The sequence below is a fragment of the Methanosarcina barkeri 3 genome (assembly GCF_000970305.1).
Taxonomy (GTDB): domain Archaea; phylum Halobacteriota; class Methanosarcinia; order Methanosarcinales; family Methanosarcinaceae; genus Methanosarcina; species Methanosarcina barkeri_A.
Map to the genome: position 1 here is coordinate 3,043,593 of NZ_CP009517.1, position 22,892 is coordinate 3,066,484.

Consider the following 22,892-nt stretch of genomic DNA (forward strand, 5'->3'; position numbering starts at 1 on the left):
CCTGAACCCCAGATTCGTACCTTTTGTTTAAAAGTGTAATGGAGCCCCTTAACTCCTTAAAAGCCTGAGATTCTGGCCTATCTACAATAAAAAATAAAAGCTAATTGTATATATAATTTACTATGTTAATTTCAATTAAATGGTTAAAATATAAGTAGTTTTTTATTTATCAAGAACTCCAAAGGGAAGCATATATATAGTAATACAAAAAGGGGCGAGAAGTAAAGAGGGGAAATTATATTCAACGTCCAGAAATTAATAGAGAATCGAGCTCCCACGGATATATAAGAAATAAAAAGGCAGTAAAAGAAGATAGAAGGAAAATGACTCTAAAAATTAGGAAAGAGAAGAGATCAATTTCTCAAGTTGAATTCTCTCATTGGCAGCATCCTTAAGACGAGCATCGGCTTCGGAAATTTTTACAACAATCCGAGCAATGTCTGTGTCTGTTTCTCCTGACTCTGCAAGAGCTTCGGAAAGCCCTTCAAGAATCTCGACACCTAAAAGCCCTTTCTCAACTATCATCTCATCTAGAAGCTGCCTTCCTCTGGAAAAATCTCCAGCAAGAGACACAGAAAGCAAATTGTCAATACTTTGATCCCTGCCCAGAGTAGCCTCATACACCATTTCTTCAGTAATAGCTGAACCGTGTGCAATCAAGGAAACAAGCTGTAGAGTTTGCACCGCTTTTGCAACATTTCCCTTCGCAGAATAAAGGATTGCATCAAATGCGCCTTCCGAAAGCTGTAAATCCTCAGCACGGCCAATTTTCTCAAGATAAGTTCTCAGAACCGAGTTCGGAACATATGTGAAAAAAATTTGAAGGCCTCTTGAGCGAAGCGGAGCAATAAGTTTGGAAGGTTTAGTAGTGGAAAGAATAAACCTGCATGTTGCACTGTACTTTTCCATTATTCGCCTTAGAGCATGCTGTGCGTCAGAATTCAGGGACTCGGCATTGTCGATGTAGATTAACTTGTAATCAGAATCAAGTGAAGCCATTCCAGCATACTCATTGATAATTTCCTTGAAAATGTCGATTACACTTTTATAAATTTTCTTTGGGTCATCGGTGCCCAGGAAACGCACAAAACGTTTGTCTCGGACGAGATAGCGTTTTCCCTGGTCAAAAAAATCCGAAGCATTGAAGTATGTAAAATTGTTTTTCCAGGTATGCCCATAGAGCTGCCTGGCAAGAGCAAGAGCTGCTGTCGTTTTTCCAGAATTTTCAGGCCCGTAAAAAATAAGGTGAGGAAGAGTCCCGGACTGGATAAATTCAGAAAGCGTGGCTACAGCATGCTCATTTCCAAGCATTTCCTTCAGGGTACCTGCCCTGTATTTCAAAGTCCAGAGATCCTGCATACATTCCACCTTAATTTTTGATTCCCGGGTACCAACCAACCTCAAAGAACTTTTTACTTTTCGCTTAATGTTTACTCAGTTACACTTGCGGTTCCATTTTCATCTACGTGCAGAAGTTCTTTGATTACTACACCATAAACTGGTCTTGCAAAAATCACACCTATAAAGACACCAATGATAGTAGTAATTGCAAAACCTTTCAAAGTACCAAAGCCCATTACAACCAGAGGAGACAGGGCAATTATATTTGTGGAGGCTGCCCCTAAAATAATTGTAAAAGCCTTTGATATTCTGGACTTGAAGACCCTTGTTGGCGGGAGTTTACCTTCGGCAAGCACCTCATCTGTGATGATTACAAGGTGGTCAATTCCAGTACCTATGGAGGCAATAACACCTGCAATTGACGCCAGATCAAGCTGCCATCCAATCAGTGCTGCAACTCCGAGGATCATGATAACTTCACTGGTAGAAGTTCCGACCATGGGTATCAGGATTTCAGGCCTTCTGTACTTGAAGTAAACCACGGCTGCCACCCCAAGTAGGGAAATCAAACCTATAACCAGAGCTGAGGTTTTGAACTGCGATCCAAGACCTGCGTCCACATGCCCTGAACCTACAAGTTTCACATTGACAGGAAGAGCTCCTGCTCGAAGGTGAACCTGAAGTGCTGTAGCTTCGCTTTTGGCAGCCTCATCCGTACCCGTAGAAGCTTCCCAGGAATATATAGGACCTTCTCGCAGTTTTTCAGCTGCAGACGAGCTCAAAGGAGCTCCATAGATTTCAACTCCGTCAAGATACATCTTCAAGTAATGGGCATCCGGGTTGTCAATTGCTCCGGTGTCGAGAGCAACTTTCTGGAGTGTCCGAGCTCCGTCATCATCCAGGGTAAAAGGAGTATGCCACTGTTCATCATGGAAACTTGGGACTCCTACACTTACAATTGAATCGCCGTAAAGGACATGTTCGGTTTCGTTTCCAGTTGTCTGAATCCGGATCTCAAACTTTCCGGGTTTTTCAGCTATTTCCTTGGCAGTTGTCAGATCAATACCTGCAAAATCAATAAGGATATATTCGTCCCCTACGGTTCTTACAGGAATATCTTTGATACCCAGAGAGTTCAACTTATCACTGAGAATTTCCTTTGTCAGGTCTCTGGTATCGGTGCTTACTCCTTCTTTGTAAGTTGAAGTCCCATCTTCGTTCTTGTGGATAGAACCTCCGACCTTTTCCAGTAGAGACTCGAGCTGTTGTTCAGTGACCGCAGTCCTGATTTCGTAAACAATTCCATTCTCAGTACTCATGGGAACTACTTCTGCATCAAGGGCTTTTGAAAGGTAAGCCTGGATGAGGCTCTCCTTACTGGTATCAGAAATAGTTACTTGAGTTGTACTCCCACTCAGTTTGTCTACACTTACTGTGCCCAGATACTCAAGCTGGGATGCGCTAACAGTCGCTGATGTTGTAAAGGTGACAGATTTCTCGGCAGAGCCTCCAACTTCAAGGTTGTTTTTCGTGATCTCGATAGGAGCTCCAATTATAGGTTCTACAATTCCGCTAACTAATTTTCCGGAATCCACATCTACCTGGGCAAGTGCTCCTTCCAATTTTATCTGGAGCCAGGATCCACCTTCCAGATCAAGTCCAAAATTCAGATGAGAAGTTGTCCCGTTTCCAGGAGTATACCCTGGGTGAATAGCCACTATAGAACCAAGAAGTAGTATAATGAAAATAATGACTCTTGGATTTTTAAGAAGGCTTTTTTTGTCACTCATCTGTTATACCTCCCTCTGAATTCGGGTTTCATCGCATACCATCGTAAAATTCCCGTATTCAGGAGCCAGGTGTTCATCATGTCTGCAAAAAGTCCCGCAATCAACACGATTGATATCTGAGAAAGCAGAGTAATCTGTGTGAATGAGGGAATGACCAGATAAGAGAAAGTTGAGATTACGTACATAGATGCAAGCGCTGCAAGGGTTGTAGTGGTCATGGTTATACCTGTATGCATAGCCTTGGAGACTTTCTCTTCTATCGTGCCCCGGCGTTTAATTACTCTGTTTGTGAGCAGGATATCACTGTCTACAGAATAACCGATAAGCATAAGCAAAGCCGCAAGTGTTCCAAGGGAAAGTTCAATCCCTGCAACCCTCATGAAAGCAGCTGCAATCATGATGTCTGAAAATGCAGAAAGTATCACTGCAAAAGAAGGAATAAAGGTCCTGAAGAGCAGAAATACCACAATTGCCATTCCTATAAAGGAAATACAAAGGGCCTGCAGAGCCTGTACCTGCAGAGTCTTGCCGTAAATAGGCCCAACCTGCTGAATCTGCAAATTGGAATAGTTATGGCTCGCAACATCCTTTTCAAGCTGATGCTGTTGCTCATCATCCATGATCCCAAACTGCATGATAACCCTGCTTCCGGTCTGCCGGACATCGGTGAGGGGGTAAGAAGAATACATTTTTTCAAGTACAGCAGGAGAATCAGTCGTTTCTAACGAAATCTGAGTACCGCCCTGGAAATCCATTCCCAGTTTTACCGGCGATCCACTACTCACAAAGGAAACTAGCAGTATTGCTAAAGAAACTGCAAGTATCGCGAGGGGAAGGGCCAGCAACTGGCGGTCACTGTGACTTTTCACGAAATTATCTAAAATTTCGGCCAAACCTGTTGCCATAATTTAATACTCCGGATGAGTGTATCTATATTATTTTACTGAACCTATCCGAACAGCTCATTACATCCAGATATATAATCCTGATGTATAATTCAGAACACGAGGTTTATAATCAGATTTATTTAAAATCTTGAACTTACTCTAAATACTCGGGTTCAAGTAACGGGGAATAACGTTCTGGAGGTTCTAATATTATAAATAAGTATATATTATAAACAAGTACATTGGAAATAAATTAGTGTTATAAATAAGTTAATTTGTTTTAACTCTGTATTCTCACAGATTATATTAATTCTTCCTCTAGAAACTCTTCTCTATACACCGTTAATTCATTCCACTTAAAATTAACTCTTAAAAACGGTAGAATCTTAATGTCACAACTCTAATATACCACTTACTGTTCATTAGAAATAATGACCCAAAGACCTTCACTTGATGAATACTTTCTTGAAATCGCCTTTGTAGTAGGCAAGCGCGCTACCTGCCTCCGAAAGAACGTGGGGGCTGTCATCGTCCGTGATAAACGCATCCTTGCAACCGGATATAACGGGGCACCCAGCGGCATGAACCACTGTCTTGAAATCGGGTGTATAAGGGATCTGGAAAAGATTCCTTCAGGTACAAGACAGGAAAAGTGCAGAGCAGTGCATGCTGAACAGAATGCGATTATCCAGGCTGCAATCCATGGAGTAAGCATAGCAGGAGCAACCATCTACTGTACACACCAGCCCTGTATTCTTTGCGCGAAAATGATTATCAACTCGAACATCAAAAGAGTAGTATACGCAAATCTCTATCCAGACACCGATTCACTTGAGTTTTTCAGGGATGCTGATGTGAAAGTTGAGTATATACCTTTTAAGCTAAAAAGCGAGACTTTACCTCTTGAGCTAAAAAGCGAGACTTCAAGTGGGAACTAAACATACGTAATTTAAAATTTCCTGCACTCACTCTTGTTAGAGAGTACTTATAAATGTGATTATATACAGATAATTGCATACAGATAATTGAAAAAAGAATTTAATTGTTCATGGTTTACTTATTCAAGGTTCCGATACAAAAGAATGTAAAAGTATGTCCTGAGGAAAAACATGTTCTGAGGGAATCCTGAGGGAAAACATGTTCTAAGGGCATTTTATATAGAAATCGGAAAAGGTCGAAAATCTGGCGTGACTAGATTTATCCGCTCAAAAACTTGTCACATAGCTGATAGATTGTATGGACTTATGGAAAAGAGTAAGAGGTGGAACAATGTCTGAAGAATTGAAAGCCAGAGTATTAAGGATAGAAACTTTGATTGAGTACCAGGAAGAAGCTGTTGTAAGCAGAGAAATTATCCGCAAGGATACCGGAACCGTAACTATATTTGCCTTCGATAAAGGTGAAGGGCTGAGCGAGCATACTGCTCCTTTTGATGCCATGGTCCAGGTAATGGATGGAAAGGCAGAAATCACAATTTCCGGAAATAAAAATATTCTGGAAAAAGGGGATATGATAATAATGCCTGCCAATGAACCCCATTCACTCCATGCTCTGGAAAAGTTCAAAATGATTCTAACTATGATACGTTCTTAATACTATTGACTCTGTTTCACATTGTAGCGAGTTGTTTTTCAGCCAGGTAAGTCGAGAAATGGAGTCAAAACCCAAGACTCTCACATTCTATAAAATCAAAGTTCTGACAATTTCTCAAATCAAAACCTAAGCTCTAAAGTTACTTTTTTCAACTCGACTCTTTATTATTCAACTTTGTTTTATTCAACTCTGTTTTGAAGGCAGCGAAGTCCTTTTTTAATAATGTCCAGTTCTTCAGGACGGTACATTTCCTTTATATAGGTCTCCTCTTCACAATAATAATCAAAACCACGAATTACAATTACGGGAGTTCCTCCTGCTCCTTCACCCATCAGAAGATTTGCGGCACCTGCAAGTTCATCGGCAACTGCTTCCTCCGTAACCTCAAGGACTTTTCCGAAGAGATCTTTTTCCCCAATCCAGCGCTTTACAGGCTTTATCTTATAAATTCCTATGGCAGCACCGGTTTGTCCTATTTTAAAAGCTCTCCCATTTGTATCCGTGACGATGACACTTAACTTTTTCTTACAAAGTTTTTCGAGATTCTGCCCGAGTCTTGAAGCACTAGCATCCGGATTTTCCGGAGGATAGAGTAAAAATCCGTCTTCAATATTTGATTCATCAACCCCTGCGTTTACGCAGGTATGCCCTGCTAGAGTTGTCACAAGCATAAACGGTTTTTCTACAAGTACCTCCCTGCTCCGGGAAAGTACAGCCTGGATAAACCTCGCATCTTTTCCATTTCGAGCTGCCATCTCAAGTGCTGTTTTCCCTGGTGTAATATCCTCTAGCCTGAAGATCTCCCCTTCAGCTTTAGCAACGATGGTCGAGGCAATGATAACAATGTCCCTGTCCTGAAGTTCCAGATTCTTACAGATGATCGAGGGCAGGTCGTCCCCTGTATGTATAAGGGGAATTTTCTCAACGGCTATGGCTTCGAATTTCAAATGTTTTCCTCAAAAGGCTTTAAATCAATAAGAGCAACTGAATTTGTTCAGCTAGATACAGGAAATAAAGGGTAATCCATTGAACGAATAATTTGCAGCAGTAAAGGCAGTAACCATAAATAAGACCACCGACATACTTCATCTTGCGGCGATGATGAGAGTTACCCCAACTGAGCAAAAGATGATGAGAACAATTTCCTGATGCCGCGCTTTCACTTACTTTTTCGATAGGAATTATTTCTCTAGTTAATTATTTTTACTCATACCACTTTTCGAAATGCGTTTTTAAGTTTACGTTGTATTTGATTTACGCTATTTCTTAACTCATTATTCACATTACATTATTCTCTTTGTTTAGCATGAAAGTGCTGCCATCTGCAAGCACTTTCATTGGTTGTGCATGTTATTCAAAGAATATCATGTTCGTTTTCACATTACATTATCTCTACTCATTATTTTTTAGGTTTACCTGCTTTCTCAATACATCTAAATTAGCTATCTTTCAAAATATTTTGTATTCAAGTTTACTTTATTTTCAATTCTATTTTATTTGCTGTGGCGCTTTTCTCTCGAGCAGAATTAAAAACTATTAAGATCTTTTATATGCTTGCAAACAAATTCCATAGGGGTGTTAAACACGAGCCAGTATGAACTGAATGAAATTATAGAGAAAATAAAGAATAAAATCCCTTTTGAGTTAAAAGACAAAAAACGAAGCAGAATCTGGAGTTTAAGAGTCATAGTAAGTAAACTGTACTATTCCCTGGACTATGAAAACGAACCTCAAGCCACCCGTCAAAAAATAACTCAGCTTCTTCTTTATCATGGACAGTTTAGCAAAGAAGAAATCGATAAGACCTTTAAAGCATCAGAAAGTGAAACTACAGATTATTCAATAGAATTTCTGAAAGAGCATCCTGAAATTGCACAGGCTGAAGCCCTGAAAAGTAAGGAATTTCCTGAAGAAGGAGAAGAAAGAGTAAAAGAAACAAAATATAACCTTCCTCGCTATGGTTGAATATTTACTGTAAAGATTTTCAGTTTATCAGTAGTAAAAGAATATTTTTAGAGTTAATGGCGAATATCAAAGCGGAGTTAGTCCTCAAAAAGCATTAAGAGCTATTAAGCTTTTTAATTAAAGATAACCTTATATCTATTGGTCGCTAACTTTTATGCTCACGTTTAAGGACATAATAAACATCAAAATATAATATATCAAATCGACTCAAATATTCAAGACGATATGAGAAATTATGGAAGGTACTGGAGATACAAATAAAGAGACTCTCTTCAGTTATGAGGAAAACGAAGATACACGGTACTCCCGAGCAGCTCATGTAACAAAAGTCTCGATGATCTTAAACTTTGTATTGGCAATTTTTAAGTTTACAGCCGGGATTCTGGGAACCAGTACGGCAATGATTGCTGATGCTGCTCATTCACTATCCGATTTAATAACCGATATCGCAGTGATTGTGGGCTTAAGAATTGCAAAAAAACCGGGAGACAGTACACATAATTACGGACACGGAAAAATTGAAACCTTAGCTGCAGCGTTTACAGGACTTGTACTTGTTGCGGCTGCTATTGGAATTTTCTGGGGCGGCCTTGAGAAAATTATTACTTATTATAATGGAGAAAGGCTTCCGGTACCAAGTAAACTTACTCTTGTTGTAGCAATCATTTCAATCTTGTCAAAAGAATGGCTGTACCGTTACACTATGGCGTGCGGCCGAGAAATTAAGAGTGATGCCGTGATTGCTAATGCCTGGGATCACCGTTCGGATGCGCTCTCATCTTTAGGAACGATGATAGGAGTCGGAGGCGCGATATTTCTTGGAGGTCGTTGGGTAGTACTTGACCCGCTAACTGCAATTGTAATAAGTTTCCTTATCTTTAAAGTGGCGTTCGACATTTCTTATAAAAATCTCAATGAACTGCTGGAGGCTTCGCTTGATTCGGAGATTTACGGAAGCATTGAGGACATTCTAAATACTACTGAAGGTGTCCTAGGCTTTCATGAGCTAAAAACCAGAAAAATAGGAAATGCCATGGCTGCAGATGTCCATATTGAGGTTGACAGGGATTTAAATATCGTGGATGCACATGAAATCTCAACGCAGATAGAAAACAGGCTAAAAGAAGTATGCGGCAGTAATGGTCACTTTTCGATTCATGTGGAGCCGTGTTCCGATTTCGAGCATTATAAGAAACAAACAGGAAAAATAACATAAAGAGACTACTTCCGAATATAAGGCTTAAATTCGAATATAAGGCTTAAATTCGAATATAAGGCTTAAATTCGAATAAAGGTTTAAAATAAAAATTTGATTTGGAATAAATTCGGGAATGTGTGGGAAAAGTCAAAAAAGAAAGATTGTAAAGTGAAGTATTCAAAAAAGACAGGCTGCAGTTTTATTTCGCAGTCTGAAAATTAAATTTGATGTTGTCTTTTAATTTAGTAAAGCTTACTCGATAGCTATTTTCTTTGTCGACTCTTCCATTTGCATTTTCGGAAGCGTTATTGTCAGAACACCGTTTTCTATTTTTGCAGTGCTTCCTTCTTCCTTAACGCTAGCAGGCAAACGGACCGCCCTGTAAAATTGAGTATATGCTCTCTCCCGGCGCAGGTATCCCTCTTCTTCCTCAGTCTCTTTTTCCTTCCTGGTCTTTGCACTGATCTCAAGCATGTCTTCTTTAAGGTTAATCTGAACATCCTCTTTATTAATACCCGGCAGGTCGGTAGTGACTACAAGCTTGTCGTCTTCGTCCTTAATGTCGATAGCAGGAGTGTATACCTTTCCACCACCCCATTCTTCCATCGGCATAAAGTCTTCAAACAACTGATTGAGGCGCTCTTGTGTCCTTCTTATTTCTTCAAAAGGATCCCAACGTGCAGGTCCTGAAAATGATCTTCTCATAGGCCATCTCATACGAAAATACCCCCTTAAGTTAAAAGATAACACAGATTTATGTGCTATTCTGAATATATTGAGAAAGGATATATATGTTTTCCTGAGCAATTTCACAAAAACTTAGTACAAAAAAGAGTTAGAATGTAAAAGAAAAAATTTCCAAAAATCGAGAGCAGAGGATCTTCCGGAAATTAGGATGTTGAATAAATAGAAGAATTAAAAGGAAAAGAGAAAAAGAAGTTATTTAGCCTTTACAAGTATTCCTACAAGTTCCGAAGCTTTTACAAGTCCAAAAGAACCTTTTTTAACCGATTCTTCATCAAAAGTCTCTGCACCATCAGAATCCTTTTTGTCAGTCCTGTAGACTGCAAAAGGAATGGGATCAGGAACGTGAGTTTTTAAGGAAATCGGAGTTGGATGATCAGGAAGTACAAGAATTGTGAAAGGTTCCTCTGAAGCCTTGGCATGCTTAAGAATAGGTGCTACAATTCGACTATCGAAATCTTCGACAGCTCTTAACTTTTTATCAATACTTCCTTCATGTCCGGCTTCATCCGGAGCTTCCACATGGACAAAAACAAGATCCCTGGTTTTCAGGACTTCAATCGCAGCATTGGCTTTGCCTTCATAATTGGTATCGAGATAGCCGGTTGCTCCAGGAACTTCAATTACATCCAGTCCTGCATAAATTCCAATGCCTTTCAGAAGGTCGACTGCCGAAATAACTGCTCCGGCTTTCCCGTAGAGTTCTTGAAATGGTGTAAATTTCGGAGCATATCCCTGACCCCAGACCCAGATTGAATTTGCGGGATTCTTACCCTCTTCAATTCTTTTCAGATTAACTGGATGCAGTTCAAGAATAATCATAGATTTTTTGATCATGTCGGAAAAGAAATCTCCGTCCTTTCCTTCGGGCAGATATTCCTCAATTTTCTTTCCGGTAATATCGTGTGGGGGAGTGCACTCTGTTTCAGCTCCCAGGTTATTTCTGGCGACGAGAAGGTGCCTATAGCTGATTCCCGGATAAAACCTCAGCTCTTCATTACTGAGTTCCGTGTCAAGAGTTTCGATGAGAATCTCAGCTTCTTCACTACTGATATGCCCTGCGCTGTAATCTTTTATTCTCCCTTGTTCAATAGTCACAAGATTACATCTGAAAGCTACATCATCGGGTGCAAGAGCGACCCCCATACTGGCAGCCTCCAGAGGAGCCCTACCAGAGTAATATACTGCAGGATCGTACCCGAGAATAGACATATTTGCGACATCACTTCCAGCGGGAAGTCCATCAGGTATGGTTTTTGCAAGTCCTGTATTTCCATGGGCTGCGATATAATCCATAGCAGGGGTTCGAGCTGCCTGGAGAATGGTTTTTCCACCCAGTTTTTCTATTGGGTAATCAGCCATTCCGTCTCCTATAAGTACAGCGTATTTCATTGCTTCATCTCTTTCCAACTATCTTAGTCTTTCATCTCGGGAATTAAATATAATATTTTCTACCAGATACCAATTACTTAGATTTATCGGGCATTTGCCAGCAAGTTTTCCTGTTGATGCGAAGATTAATTTCTGATCCATTTTACACAAACGTTATAATATAGTACCAATATCCTATACAGAACAGGCTCTCAGCATAAAACATATAAAGTGGCAAAAGAGCCGATATATAGCTTTCTCTACAAAAAAAACATATTATTCAATCTACAAATTTGCAGAAATTCTGGAGAATTATTCACTCTAATTTGAGAAATCCTGGAGAATTATTCACTCTAACTCGAATAATTAGTGAGGATAACTAAAATCATAATAAACAGTTTAAGTAAACGGTGTGAAAATAACCAGTTAATGACAAAACGTGATCCGATCATGAAAATCGTAATGAAATTTGGAGGAACTTCCGTAGGTGACGGAAAAAAAATCCGTCATGTTGCCGAGCTTCTGAAGGGATACCGTGAAGAAGGCAATCAGATCGTGGTAGTAACCTCAGCGCTCGGTGGAGTAACCGATGAGCTTCTGGAAAATGCACTCCTTGCCTCGACAAAAGGCAAAGTTGCCCTTGTGAAAGAGTTTAAAACAGAAATTACAAACAAACATCATGAGGCCGTAAAGGAAGCCATTGATGATCCAACAGTCGCAACAGAAGTTATCCAGACTCTTGACCTCCGCATTGACGAGCTCGAAAAAGCCCTGATCGGAATTTGTTATCTTGGTGAGCTTACTCCAAGGTCAATTGACTACATTTGCTCTTATGGAGAGCGCCTGGCTGCTCCTGTTGTGTCAGGAGCTATCCGTTCACTTGGAATCGACTCAACTGAGTTCACAGGTGGAGAAGCAGGGATTATAACATCATCGGATTATGGAAACGCCAGGCCTCTGGAGAAAACTTACGACCTTGTTAAAAAGAGACTTGAATGCAGGCTTGAGTCACAGGTTCTTGTAGTTACGGGATTTATCGGAGAAAATGAGGAGGGAATTATTACCACTCTTGGAAGGAGTGGGTCTGACTTCTCAGCTTCTATCCTGGGTGCAGCTTTGAAAGCCGATGAGATATGGCTCTGGAAAGAAGTAAACGGTATCATGACTACCGACCCGAGAATAGTGCCTGAGGCAAAAACTATCCCGCAAATCTCTTATGCCGAAGCCATGGAGCTCTCGTACTTCGGGGCAAACGTGTTGCACCCACGCACGATTGAGCCTGCTATGCGTGAACACATTCCTGTGCGTGTCAAGAATACTTTTGAGCCAGAGTTACCTGGTACACTTGTAGTTGCGGAAAAGTTCCAGTGCAAGAATGTTGTAAAAGCCGTAAGCCTGATTAAAAATGTGGCTCTCATCAACATCTCAGGGGCTGAAATGGTAGGAGCCATTGGGACTGTAGCAAGGCTCTTCACAACGCTTGCAAAAGCAAGAGTTAATGTTATTATGATCAGCCAGGGCTCTTCCGAATCCAACATTTCATTTGTGATCAGTGAGTCACATGTGGAAACTGCATTAAAAGCCCTGCATGAAGAGTTCGACCACGAAATCGTAAAAGAAATAACTTCAGACAAAAATGTCTGCGTAGTTGCAGTAGTAGGTGCAGGTATGGCAGGAACTCCAGGCGTGGCAAAACGGGTCTTTGGAGCGCTTGGAAACTCGATGATTAATATTATCATGATCAGCCAGGGCTCATCCCAGTACAATATCTCTTTCGTAGTGCGGGAAGATGACGCATTTGCTACAGTCAAAACCCTGCATGATGAATTCGAACTATACAATGGAAACGGAATTAAAAAACAGCTATAAAACAAGCAGGGAGGGGCAAAAGATGAGCGAAAAGCACTTAACATACGCAGATTCAGGCGTAGATATCAAAAAAGAAGAAAAAACCGTCAAAACCCTTATTGAGAAACTCAGCTACGTTCGAAAAGGTATAGGAGCTCCCCTTACAGGAATAGGCCATTATGCAGGGCTTCTGGACTTCGGAGAATATGCCCTTGCCCTGACAACGGACGGGGTAGGCTCAAAAGTTCTTATTGCAAACGAAATGCAGCGGTGGAACACCGTAGGCATAGACTGTATCGCAATGAATGTAAATGACCTTCTGGCCATAGGAGCCGAGCCTGTAGCCTTTGTAGATTATCTTGCCCTTGAAAAGCACGAAGAAGGCTTTGCTGCCCAGATCGGAGAAGGGCTGGTAAAGGGCGCGGAAATATCCAGAATGTCAATTGTCGGTGGAGAAACCGCAACCCTCCCTGAGATAATTAAGGGTTTTGACCTTGCAGGTACCTGCCTTGGAATTGTCAGAAAAGACCAGATTGTCGAGGGAGAAAAAGTAAGGGTAGGCGACGTGATTGTAGGTGTCCCAAGTACAGGCGTGCACAGTAACGGCTATACTCTTGTAAGGAAAATCATTGAGAAATCAAAATATTCTTATCACGATCCCTGTCCCTATGACAGTTCAAAAACGATCGGAGACGATCTCCTAACTCCAACAAGAATTTATATTGAAATTCTTGATGTGCTAAAGGCATGTGAAGTGCATGGACTTGCCCATATAACAGGTAGCGGACTTTTGAAACTTAGAAGAGTGACAAAACTCGGTTTTGACTTTTACGATCCCCTTGAACCTCAGGAAATCTTCAAGTTTTTGCAGAAAGAAGGGGGAGTCGAAGATCTTGAGATGTACAGAACCTTCAATATGGGTATGGGCTTTCTTGTTATCTTGCCGGAAAAAGACGCTGCAAAAGCTGCAGAAATTACCGGTGGAAAAATTGTAGGAAAGATAGTAGAAAGTGGCATCAGGGTAAAAGACCTGGTAATAGAGTAAACACACAAGATTTTATAAAAGAACTCACAAAAGATTCTCTAAAAGGATCTGTAAAGAATTCTATAAAAGAATCTATAACGGGTTCTATGAAGGACTCTATGAAAGGTAAGGATTTGACCTTAAAAATCAATTTAGAGGGAGATTAAATTTTCTTCCCCTATGTTGAAAATCTTTTCTTTCGTTGTATTAAGATTTTCAGTGTTGAGATTCTCTCTTCCTTAACGTAGAGGTTTTTCCTTAACCTTTTCATACTAAGTTATCAGATTTTATTTCTTCCACATATCCCCATAGCTGGCCAAAGGTGCTCCGGAACGTTCAGGCGATTTACTTTTTTTACTTTCCTTCACTGAAGTTGTTATCTTTCCTTTACCCGTCTCTCTAAGCCTATCAATCTCTTTTATGCTATCCTCATTATCTATGCTCAGGACAAAGCTTCCATGGCACGGTTTTGTATAAGGAAAAATCAGAGCACTACCTTTTGCCCCCATCGCAATGGGTGGTATTCCTATTATATAATAATCTTTGAAGATTTTATATCCGGGAGATACGTAGTAAACTTCGTCCGAATTTTTCTCAATATACTCTCTGGCCTCCTTGAAGCTTGTCTTTTGCAGGTGGATTGTGTACTTCATTTGCTCAATACAGCTCATTTGACGATCTCCTCCATCACTTTATCCAGCTTGTTCTTAAGCCGAGTGGGATTATGAACATCTTTTGCGACTATTTTTACGCAGTCGAACTCGATAGCTTCTTCTAGAGCCTCAGCGTTCCTACCAAAAATTACAGAGTACATTTTAGCCTGAGAAATGGCGCTCATCGTTGCTGCAAAAGTCATTCCGGAGTCGTTATGCATAAAAGCAAAGCATATATCGAAATCTAATCTTTTTTCAATAACATCTTCCAGAGTTTTATCGAGATTAACCATTCTTTTTACATAATAACCGTCGAAATCAGAAACCTTTAAAAGTTTGATTACGGCATCATTCCCAGCAACAGTTACATCAAATCCTGATTTATTCAGCTTATGGGAAAGATACAAGGCAATGCTGGTTTGGATTGGGACCTCGGGACATCCTAGCATGAGGAGCACTTTTACACCGGTCATAATATTTCATCTCTTAGATGTTTTATCTATAAGAATTGGGCATAAGTACAAAATTCTGAACTTCAATTTTTACAATAAAATTTTATGGAAATTCTTGAAACCAGAAAATGTTTGAATCCAGAAGAATCCAAAATATTAGATTCAGAGTATCGACTTCAGAATATTGGACTCAAGGTGCCTTCTATGTGGCCAGGTTTCAATTTTTTAAGTATAACTTAATTATTCTTATTTTGTCAATAATTATATATTAGTTATAGGTACCAGACTTAAAACTATTTAATTTTGAGGCCAAATTATTGTACCGAAGTTAAATATTTATCCAGTGCCTGTATACCAGACAAAGAGAACATGAGAATATAATAAATATCAGGATTAAATCAAATGATTATATAGAGCCTTCTGCTATTTTTTCAGAATGAAATATATAATATATTATTTCCTCATATTTTAATTTATAAATTTAATTGGCAGTTGATTAAGAGGTTAACGGTTTTTAGACGGGATTGACAGTTATTCGAATACTCTGGAGCTGATAAAAGAAAAATATGAAAGGTATGAAAATGGCGTGCTTAAGAGAATACAGGTATGAGATTCTCCTGAAAAACGCAACTCTTAAGGAATGCGAGGGTTATATAAAGGAATGTTCTGAAGAAGTATATCTAGTACCTGGTGGGTATAAAGTAAAAAGTATCCTCTTGCTTGGTACAACTGCTCCTGTAGGCTTTTCAGGGAGCGATATTGTATTTCAGCTCACAAAACCCTGTTTCGGTTTCTTTGTAATCAAACTGAAAAATGAGACAGAAGAAATAAAGAAACTAAAGGACCTGTACAAAAAAGACAAAAATGTAAAAAAGATTAAATGAAGAATAAAAGTAATTATGCCTGTAGCTGTTTACTTTTCCCTAAAAATTTTCTTTCTGCTTATCTCCGATTTTTTGCTTTAATTCTTCTTTTTTCAGGCTTTTACCTTTTTTGTACATGCAACCCTGCACTCAAAGAATCCGGCTGAAGGGAGCTCATGTATTGTGGTTGCAACGACCATACCTTCTCCAATTTCTTTTACGACCATTATAGGTCTGCCCCTGTCATCAGTTAATACCACATCAGCGTCGGTTTCCGCGAAGTAACCGTCACATCCGACAGGAGGACAAATATTTTCTACAAGTTTCTGAGCTTCGTGCTTACCTACAGGCTGAGGCGTGCATGAGTTTTCTTCCATTACATATTTCAGAGAAAAAGGAAGCCACTCATATTCGTATTGCGGAACAAGAGGACTGAAAACAAGAAGAGTCCCACCTTTTGTCACAAATTTTTCAAGGGAGCGTTGACCGTGTTTAAGTCCTACACCTGTTTTTGTATACTGTTTATTTGCAAAACCTGTCGGCAAAATCAGAACCTTGCAGGCAGGAAGATAAGGAGTACCAAGGGACGTTGAGAGAGCACGAGTACATTCAAGCTCATATTCCACAAACAGTTTTTCAAAGAGAAGAGGGCAGTCCCAGAGCAAAATTACGTCACTCATAAAAAAGGATAGGAGAATCCCACATATGAATTTATCTATCTTACTGAATGTTAGAGAATAAAGAAAGTAGGGGTCAATGTCAGTGTTCGAGATTCATTATTCTGAACAAGTATTGGATGAAACAAGGTTTTTTCCAAACTCAAACAGAATCATATGAGGGCTAGTGGTGACTTTAAAAGAGTGGTTAATTGACTTGAAAACATTAGAATAATATTTTGTAATAGACTCGCATACTTTTCTGTCAGAGTAATCGTGAATCAGTTTCACATATTCCCTGTTTTTTTCCGTGCAGATTTCTATATCACTTCCTATTCTGTCCGTGAGATAAATTTCTTTAAAAATAATTATATGCTCAGCAAGAGTAAAAGCCACAGGGGGCTTGCCTGTAATCAACTCAAAATTTCTTCTCAATTCAGCTATGGACGGAAGATCTCCTGAAACAAAAGCTTCGAAAGTCTTTCTTTGCATGCTAAGCCGCTGGTAATTCTGCTGCCTGTGGGTCTTGATAAGATTCTTCCAGAATTCCGGCTTTTTTTGAATTTCCTGGAAAGTACTTTCCATACAACCAAAATGTTCCTCAAACCCTTTAGGAACTTTTTGAAACTCAAGAAATTCGAACCTTTTGAAGTAGATTTTTGTTACGTTTGATTTGCAGAATAAACCCTGAACATCCAGCTTCATTTGTTTTGCCAGATAAAGAGCCAGGCTGTGAGCCATAACTTCCCTGAAGCAGGAATTTCCATTTAAGAGGGTAAGACTTGCAGTTTCCGGCTCTGGACCCTGACTGCACTCCGCATCAACCTTAATTTTCCAGCCCATTTTTTCATTGAGCGAATTTATATAATTGACAAGCTCAGGGATTTCCTTAATTTTATAAGGGTTAATTATCTCATATATAGTTGATTCGTCAATCAGTAACCCGGAAGTGTTATTAATAAGCCATTCAAGTAGAGTATGATGAACAAGAAGGAATTCCTCGTTTTCAATCAACCCGTTACGAAACTCTGCATTTTGTGAGACATTACTTGAAGCTTTTTCTCCATTTTCATCAGTTCTTCCAGCTAGAGCGAGAGAGGCAGTTTCGATAGCATTCCTTATTGCCGCACTTAAGTTTCCATTATTTTTTTCCAGAAAGGGTTTTAATTTATCCACGTAACATTGATCAATAGAGATATTTTTTCGGACTATCAAGCGGATTCCCTCTCTTGCCTTTTTGAGACTGTAAGCAGCTCAAAGTTCTTGATATATGCATATTTCCATTTTCGTAAACCCAATAATAGATTGTCGCTTCTACTTCTTAATATTTTTGCTAGAATGAAGAATGAAAAAATCAATGAGAAAACAAATAAAATGTAACAGTTAGTTGAAAAAAACAATTTCATTCGAAGGAAAAGTCAAAATAAAGAGAAAAAGAATTAAAACCGAGATATCGGGATAATTAACTAAAAATATATAATATGTAATAAATTAAAAGATATAGAAGTACATTCCCGAAAAATCCAGATAACCGGAACGGCTTTAAGGTCTGCATATATTACGTACTTCTATGAATTATGACACCGAAAGACTTGCCAGAGTCCGCATGATAGCAGACTACCAGTTTGGGAAAGGCATTGGAAAAGAGCTTTTTCCTGAAGGCTCAACATTCCAGTTATCCAGAACAAAAAGAGTACGCCAAGTCTTAAACTCTGGAAAGCGTATAGCTACAGCAAGAGCAAAGGATGGTTTTTTTACCCTCAGTATTGAAGGAGCTTCCATCGTTCACAAGCTTTTACCAGAAAAGAAGCTCAGAGTCATTGTCTCAGAAGAAGCTGCTCCTTTTGTAGAGAAAGGTAAAACTGCTTTTATAAAACATGTAGTTGAAATTGATCCAGAACTGAGGGCCGGAGAAGAAGTACTGGTGACAGATGAAACTGACAGACTGCTCGCAACAGGACAACTGCTTCTATCTCCTGCAGAGATCCTGGCTTTTAACAGTGGAGCAGCCGTGGATATAAGAGTAGGAGTAGCTTCAAAAAAAGAAAAGTGAACCTAGAAAAAGAAAAATAAATCTAGAAAAAGAAAAGTGAACCTAGAAATTCTTAAAACTTATGGAGATAAAAAGAGACATCGAAAAAGAGAAAGCATGTTAAATTTCAATAATAGATACCCCAATTTTTAAAATTTTACACAAATTAACATATAGTTAAATATGATATAAAACGCTACTTATATTGCTCAAATATTCTTATAGTGAAAGATAAAATGAATAAGAATATATTATAGATAGTAATTTTTGAATGAAAGATCAAAAATAAAAGATCAAAAAATAAAGTTTTAAGAAATAGAGCCAAAAATAGCAGTTTCCCGGAGAGTGAGCAATATTTCAGAGTCAGAAGAGATTCTAAAATACTTCCTGGTTCCAGATAACACCAGAATTGAAGCAAACATAATTACAGTTGAGGGAGACGTTATTGTCGGCAATCACTCTAGTATTGAATACAGTCTGATAGGCGATACTGTTATAATGGGAGAAGGGGTGGCCGTCTCAGGGGATATTGAAGCAAGTAATGATATCAGGATTGACATGTGGTCAAAACTGGGGAACAGAGTAGAGGTTGGAGGAAACGCCTACCTGGGAGAATTTGTAACCATTGACGGGAAACTGCTTGTACAGGGAGACCTGGACGTAGGAAAAGAAGTTAAAATCAGGGGAGGATTCGAAGCCAAGGGATGGATAGTAGTAAGGAATCCGATCCCTGTAATAATTTTTTTATTTCTTTACATAAAGGAAATGATGCGCCTCGGGAAAGGCGAGGAAATTGAAAAAGCCGTAGAAGAACTTTTTGATGATTCTGAGGACATACAGAGCTTTGAAGGAAAAGAACCCGCTGAAAAAGTGCTGATCATACCAGCCGGCTCAAAGCTTTCCCATGACACTATTGAGGTTGATGGTGAAACCGTTATAGGAAACAACTGCCTGTTAACAGGAAATATTAGGGCGCAGGCTGTCACTACAGGTGAAAAACTGACTCTAAAGGGAAGCATTTACTCAGAAGACAAAATCTTCATTGGGGAAAATAACACTGTCTATGGCAATCTCTATTCAAAAGGAGATGTACAGATTGGCAGGAACAGTCGAGTTTTCGGAGGAATAAAATCCAACTCGGTCTTACTGCTTGAAAACGCGAGAGTAGATGGTACAATAAAAGCCCCTTCAGGAGTATCGTTCTTAAGAGACGCTGCAGAAATGCCTGTTCTCGCAGAGGTCAATGCTTTAGGGAAATTAATTATGAGCGAAACTCATGAGTTGCCCGAAAATGAACCAAAGGATGAAACCAGGAATGGGCCTCAGGGTGAAACCGTAAAACCTCTGAATTTGATAGAAATTGGTTTACCTCTCGATCTGAATGCCAAAGTCAGGAATATTTTTGTGCCTGGTAGAAAAAGAAGAACTGCCAGAACACGGGCCTTAGAAAGAACCACACGCTTCACAGGAGCCAGGACTTACAGAAAAGAACAGAAGTCCGGAGAGTAATTTGAGAGTAATTACTCCGGCTTGAGTCCTTTTGCATGCCTTTGATACCCAAAAAAAACCAAAATTTGCCGACTCCTGTTCTGAATTTTAGTCCAGGATATAGCAAACCTTATCCATAAGTTAACTAATGCTTCATGGAGAAAGAATTGAAGAAAAAAATTTCTTTTTTTGAGAAGGATCAGTAACATTCATAGGGATCAAGGAGCTATCTAAGTTTTGGAGATAGCAGAACAGAACTCGACTCTGATAATTAACTGTAAACTTTTTGAAATCTCAAAGAAAAATGCACTCAAAAATCTTAATATCTTAATAATACATTCATTTTGAGTTATTCAGTCTCCAAATTTAGATATGACTCAAAAATATTATAAATTAAATTCAAAATACCTGGAATTAAACTCAAATTACCGGGAATTAAATTCAAAATACCTGGAATTAAATTCAAAATACCTGGAATTAAATTCAAAATACTTGGAATTAAATTTGAAATACTCCAGACTTTACTCGTTGAACTTTCCGACCAGTTAAAAGGAACAAGTTTCATGAAGGGATCCAATTGACAGAGAATTTTATAGGGCCTGAAAATCTACAGGTTACAGAGCCTGAGAATTTACAGGCAAAATACGATTCAGTTATAGAAAAAGATTCAAAATATGTAATGCAGACTTATGGGCGTCAGCCCCTTGTACTTTCAGAAGGAAAGGGGGCGGTTGTCCGGGATATTTACGGAAAGGAGTATATTGACTGTGTAGCAGGGATTGCAGTAAACAATGTTGGGCACTGCCACCCAGCTGTAATCAGGGCAATCCAGGCTCAGGCTGAGAAGCTGCTGCACGTCTCTAACCTTTATTACACAGAGATTCAGGCTGAACTTGCAGAAGCCCTTGTCTCGGTTACAGGAATGGAACGTGTTTTTTTCTGTAACTCAGGGGCTGAGGCTATGGAGGCTGCAATGAAACTGGCCCGCATGGCTTCCGGGAAAAGTGCCTTTGTAGCTGCTGAACACTCCTTCCACGGCAGGACTATAGGAGCACTCAGTGTAACCCACAAGAGCATATACAGGGACCCTTTCATGCCTCCTGTGAGTTCCGAGACTACTTTTGTCCCTTACTCCAATGCTGATGCTGTCAGGCAGGCTATTTCGGGAAACACGGCAGCTGTGATTCTTGAGCCCATTCAGGGAGAAGGTGGAGTTAATATCCCTAATCCCGAGTACCTCAAAGAAGTCAGGGAAATCTGTGACGAAACTGGAACTTTCCTTATCTTTGATGAGGTGCAGACAGGCTTTGGAAGGACAGGCACATGGTTCTGTAAAGACCAGTTTGGCGTGGAACCCGATATCATGAGCATGGCAAAAGCAATCGGTGGAGGTTTTCCGATGGGCGCTATCGCAGCGAGGGACGGACTAAGCTTTGAGCGTGGACAGCATGCTTCTACTTTCGGAGGCGGGCCACTTGCCTGTGCAGCTGCACTTGCTTCGATTGAGGTAATTAGGGAAGAAGGACTCCTTAAACGCTCAAAAGATAACGGGGCTTATTTTATGGGAAAGCTCAAAAATATGGAAAGGGAAGATGTCGTAGAAGTCCGTGGAAAAGGGCTAATGATAGGGATTGAGATAAACCATCCATGCAGCGAGTTCGTTGATTTTGCAAGGGAATATGGAGTACTCGTAAATTGCACATCTGACTCGGTGCTCCGTCTGGTTCCTCCACTTGTAATTACAAAAGATCAGATTGATACGGTAGTTGATGTTCTTGAGCAGGCCTGAATTGATAAAAAAAGAGATCTTTGATATCGCAGAGTACGTTCCAGGGAAATCTATTGAAGAAATCGTTTCTGCCTACGGTCTTGAACCGACTTCAATTATCAAACTCGGCTCAAACGAAAACCCACTAGGACCTTCTCCAAAGGCTATTCAGGCCCTGGTAAACGTAGCTTCCTATGCAAATATTTATCCCTCAGCAGACGCGATCGAACTCAGAGAAGCTCTCTCGAAATACACAGGTTTTCCGGTTTCAAACCTCATAGCCTCAGGGCCAGGAATGGACGGACTACTTGACGGGGTTTGCAGGCTGGTTATTGAAAGAGGAGACGAAGTGATTATTCCAACTCCTACTTTTGCCTATTACGAGCTTCCGGCAAGGGCATGTGGAGGAAAACCGGTCTTTGTAAGGAGAAACCAGGATTTCTCAATAGATCCTGAAAAGATCCTGGAAGCCGCATCCGGAAGGACAAAGATAATCTTTCTCTGCTCACCAAATAACCCCTCAGGCAACCTCCTTCCAGAAAATGATCTGAGGAAAATCCTTGAAAACACCACGGCTCTTGTGTTCGTTGATGAAGCATATGTAGAATTTGCGGACAGGAACCTTGCAGGGCTTGTAAGAGAATACGATAATCTTGTTGTGGGTAGAACTTTTTCAAAAGTTTTTGGACTTGCAGGTCTTCGTCTGGGCTATGGAATCATGCCTGAATGGCTGGCAAAAGAGTACATAAGAGCAGCAACTCCGTTTTCAGTAAGTCTTCCGGCTTTAAAAGCAGGAGTTGCTGCCCTTTCAGACACCGAACACCGTAAAAAGAGCATAGATCTTGCAAGAAAAGGCAGAGAATACCTTAAAGAAAAAATTCCTTTTAAGGTGTATCCTTCACAGTCAAATTTCGTACTTGTAGATGTTGCCCCTTTAAAAGCAAAAGTTGTTACACAGAACCTCATGAAAAAAGGAATTATTGTACGTTCCTGTGATTCCTTTCGGGACGCTGGAGATAATTTTATCAGGGTAACTGTCGGGACTCCGGAACAAAATGAAATAATTGTCAGGACTTTTGAAGCTGTAAAGAACGAGGTTTAAAAGCTTCAGTTCTCTACTTTTCAAATTATTATTTTTCAATTTTACTTTAATTCTTTATTTGTTTTAAATTCTACTTTCTAAGTCCACATCTTAGAGGCTATTTATTTCAAATATTTG

At 39.7% G+C, this 22,892-nt stretch carries 22 protein-coding genes; 11 read left to right on the forward strand and 11 right to left on the reverse strand.

The features are described 5' to 3' along the window. Nucleotides 1–336: 336 nt before the first annotated feature. The 3 genes from MSBR3_RS12300 to MSBR3_RS12310 form a co-directional block, all read right to left on the reverse strand. Complete coding sequence (locus MSBR3_RS12300) at nt 337–1,359, reverse strand: AAA family ATPase (protein WP_048108480.1); 1,023 nt, start codon at nt 1,357–1,359, stop codon at nt 337–339. Nucleotides 1,360–1,430: 71 nt separating this feature from the next. Further along, nucleotides 1,431–3,131, reverse strand: coding sequence for a preprotein translocase subunit SecD (locus MSBR3_RS12305; RefSeq protein ID WP_048108481.1), 1,701 nt, complete (start codon nt 3,129–3,131; stop codon nt 1,431–1,433). Next, complete coding sequence (locus MSBR3_RS12310; RefSeq protein ID WP_048108483.1) at nt 3,128–4,036, reverse strand: protein translocase subunit SecF; 909 nt, start codon at nt 4,034–4,036, stop codon at nt 3,128–3,130. The genes MSBR3_RS12305 and MSBR3_RS12310 overlap by 4 nt, the downstream gene beginning before the upstream one ends. Before the next feature lie 413 nt (nt 4,037–4,449). On the opposite strand from MSBR3_RS12310, the gene MSBR3_RS12315 reads away from it, so the two are divergent. Then, the gene (locus MSBR3_RS12315) at nt 4,450–4,956 is read left to right on the forward strand and encodes a deoxycytidylate deaminase (protein WP_048108485.1); all 507 of its coding nucleotides are present in this window, start codon (nt 4,450–4,452) and stop codon (nt 4,954–4,956) included. 331 nt (nt 4,957–5,287) lie between these two features. After that, nucleotides 5,288–5,611, forward strand: a complete 324-nt coding sequence (locus MSBR3_RS12320) for a cupin domain-containing protein (protein WP_048108487.1) — start codon at nt 5,288–5,290, stop codon at nt 5,609–5,611. Between the two features lie 179 nt (nt 5,612–5,790). On the opposite strand, the gene MSBR3_RS12325 is transcribed toward MSBR3_RS12320, so the two are convergent. Beyond that, nucleotides 5,791–6,558, reverse strand: a complete 768-nt coding sequence (locus MSBR3_RS12325; RefSeq protein ID WP_048108489.1) for a coenzyme F420-0:L-glutamate ligase — start codon at nt 6,556–6,558, stop codon at nt 5,791–5,793. 628 nt (nt 6,559–7,186) lie between these two features. Here MSBR3_RS12325 and MSBR3_RS12330 point away from each other — a divergent pair. Beyond that, a complete protein-coding gene (locus MSBR3_RS12330) occupies nt 7,187–7,576 on the forward strand; it encodes a hypothetical protein (RefSeq protein WP_048110466.1) in 390 nt (129 codons plus the stop codon). Nucleotides 7,577–7,811: 235 nt separating this feature from the next. Further along, the gene (locus MSBR3_RS12335) at nt 7,812–8,792 is read left to right on the forward strand and encodes a cation diffusion facilitator family transporter (protein ID WP_080942294.1); all 981 of its coding nucleotides are present in this window, start codon (nt 7,812–7,814) and stop codon (nt 8,790–8,792) included. 234 nt (nt 8,793–9,026) lie between these two features. Here MSBR3_RS12335 and MSBR3_RS12340 read toward each other — a convergent pair whose 3' ends face one another. Both MSBR3_RS12340 and MSBR3_RS12345 read right to left on the reverse strand, forming a co-directional pair. After that, a complete protein-coding gene (locus tag MSBR3_RS12340; protein WP_048108491.1) occupies nt 9,027–9,491 on the reverse strand; it encodes an Hsp20/alpha crystallin family protein in 465 nt (154 codons plus the stop codon). A 222-nt stretch (nt 9,492–9,713) separates the two neighbouring features. Then, nucleotides 9,714–10,910 carry a cofactor-independent phosphoglycerate mutase gene (locus tag MSBR3_RS12345; protein ID WP_048108493.1) on the reverse strand — a complete coding sequence of 399 codons (1,197 nt, stop codon included), beginning with the start codon at nt 10,908–10,910 and terminating at the stop codon, nt 9,714–9,716. Nucleotides 10,911–11,339: 429 nt separating this feature from the next. Here MSBR3_RS12345 and MSBR3_RS12350 point away from each other — a divergent pair, with 429 nt between their 5' ends. After that, the gene (locus MSBR3_RS12350) at nt 11,340–12,758 is read left to right on the forward strand and encodes an aspartate kinase (protein ID WP_048110470.1); all 1,419 of its coding nucleotides are present in this window, start codon (nt 11,340–11,342) and stop codon (nt 12,756–12,758) included. Between the two features lie 22 nt (nt 12,759–12,780). Beyond that, complete coding sequence (purM, locus tag MSBR3_RS12355) at nt 12,781–13,782, forward strand: phosphoribosylformylglycinamidine cyclo-ligase (RefSeq protein WP_048110472.1); 1,002 nt, start codon at nt 12,781–12,783, stop codon at nt 13,780–13,782. A 266-nt stretch (nt 13,783–14,048) separates the two neighbouring features. On the opposite strand, the gene MSBR3_RS12360 is transcribed toward purM, so the two are convergent. Further along, complete coding sequence (locus MSBR3_RS12360) at nt 14,049–14,432, reverse strand: DUF1894 domain-containing protein (protein ID WP_048108494.1); 384 nt, start codon at nt 14,430–14,432, stop codon at nt 14,049–14,051. Next, on the reverse strand, nt 14,429–14,887 hold the full coding sequence (locus tag MSBR3_RS12365; RefSeq protein WP_048108495.1) for a DUF1890 domain-containing protein: 459 nt from the start codon (nt 14,885–14,887) through the stop codon (nt 14,429–14,431). Before MSBR3_RS12365 ends, MSBR3_RS12360 begins: the two co-directional genes overlap by 4 nt. Nucleotides 14,888–15,441: 554 nt before the next feature. Between MSBR3_RS12365 and MSBR3_RS12370 the strand changes: the two genes are divergently transcribed. Then, on the forward strand, nt 15,442–15,750 hold the full coding sequence (locus MSBR3_RS12370) for a DUF1894 domain-containing protein (RefSeq protein WP_230627448.1): 309 nt from the start codon (nt 15,442–15,444) through the stop codon (nt 15,748–15,750). Between the two features lie 92 nt (nt 15,751–15,842). Here MSBR3_RS12370 and MSBR3_RS12375 read toward each other — a convergent pair whose 3' ends face one another. The 3 genes from MSBR3_RS12375 to MSBR3_RS21760 all read right to left on the reverse strand — a co-directional run bounded on the left by MSBR3_RS12375 (nt 15,843) and on the right by MSBR3_RS21760 (nt 17,661). Beyond that, nucleotides 15,843–16,409: a hypothetical protein gene (locus MSBR3_RS12375; protein WP_048108496.1), complete on the reverse strand. Its 567-nt coding sequence runs from the start codon at nt 16,407–16,409 to the stop codon at nt 15,843–15,845. Between the two features lie 96 nt (nt 16,410–16,505). Beyond that, nucleotides 16,506–17,600: a hypothetical protein gene (locus tag MSBR3_RS12380; protein WP_048108497.1), complete on the reverse strand. Its 1,095-nt coding sequence runs from the start codon at nt 17,598–17,600 to the stop codon at nt 16,506–16,508. Then, on the reverse strand, nt 17,572–17,661 hold the full coding sequence (locus MSBR3_RS21760) for a hypothetical protein (RefSeq protein ID WP_196296950.1): 90 nt from the start codon (nt 17,659–17,661) through the stop codon (nt 17,572–17,574). Before MSBR3_RS21760 ends, MSBR3_RS12380 begins: the two co-directional genes overlap by 29 nt. A 294-nt stretch (nt 17,662–17,955) precedes the next feature. Between MSBR3_RS21760 and MSBR3_RS12385 the strand changes: the two genes are divergently transcribed. From MSBR3_RS12385 to hisC, 4 genes are all read left to right on the forward strand, one after another. Continuing rightward, the gene (locus MSBR3_RS12385; RefSeq protein WP_048108499.1) at nt 17,956–18,438 is read left to right on the forward strand and encodes a PUA domain-containing protein; all 483 of its coding nucleotides are present in this window, start codon (nt 17,956–17,958) and stop codon (nt 18,436–18,438) included. Between the two features lie 324 nt (nt 18,439–18,762). After that, entirely contained in the window at nt 18,763–19,926 is a 1,164-nt protein-coding gene (locus tag MSBR3_RS12390; RefSeq protein ID WP_080942295.1) for a hypothetical protein, read from the forward strand. Between the two features lie 556 nt (nt 19,927–20,482). Continuing rightward, complete coding sequence (locus tag MSBR3_RS12395; protein ID WP_048108501.1) at nt 20,483–21,694, forward strand: acetylornithine transaminase; 1,212 nt, start codon at nt 20,483–20,485, stop codon at nt 21,692–21,694. Next, nucleotides 21,675–22,775 carry a histidinol-phosphate transaminase gene (gene hisC, locus MSBR3_RS12400; RefSeq protein WP_048108504.1) on the forward strand — a complete coding sequence of 367 codons (1,101 nt, stop codon included), beginning with the start codon at nt 21,675–21,677 and terminating at the stop codon, nt 22,773–22,775. The genes MSBR3_RS12395 and hisC overlap by 20 nt, the downstream gene beginning before the upstream one ends. Nucleotides 22,776–22,892: the final 117 nt, after the last annotated feature.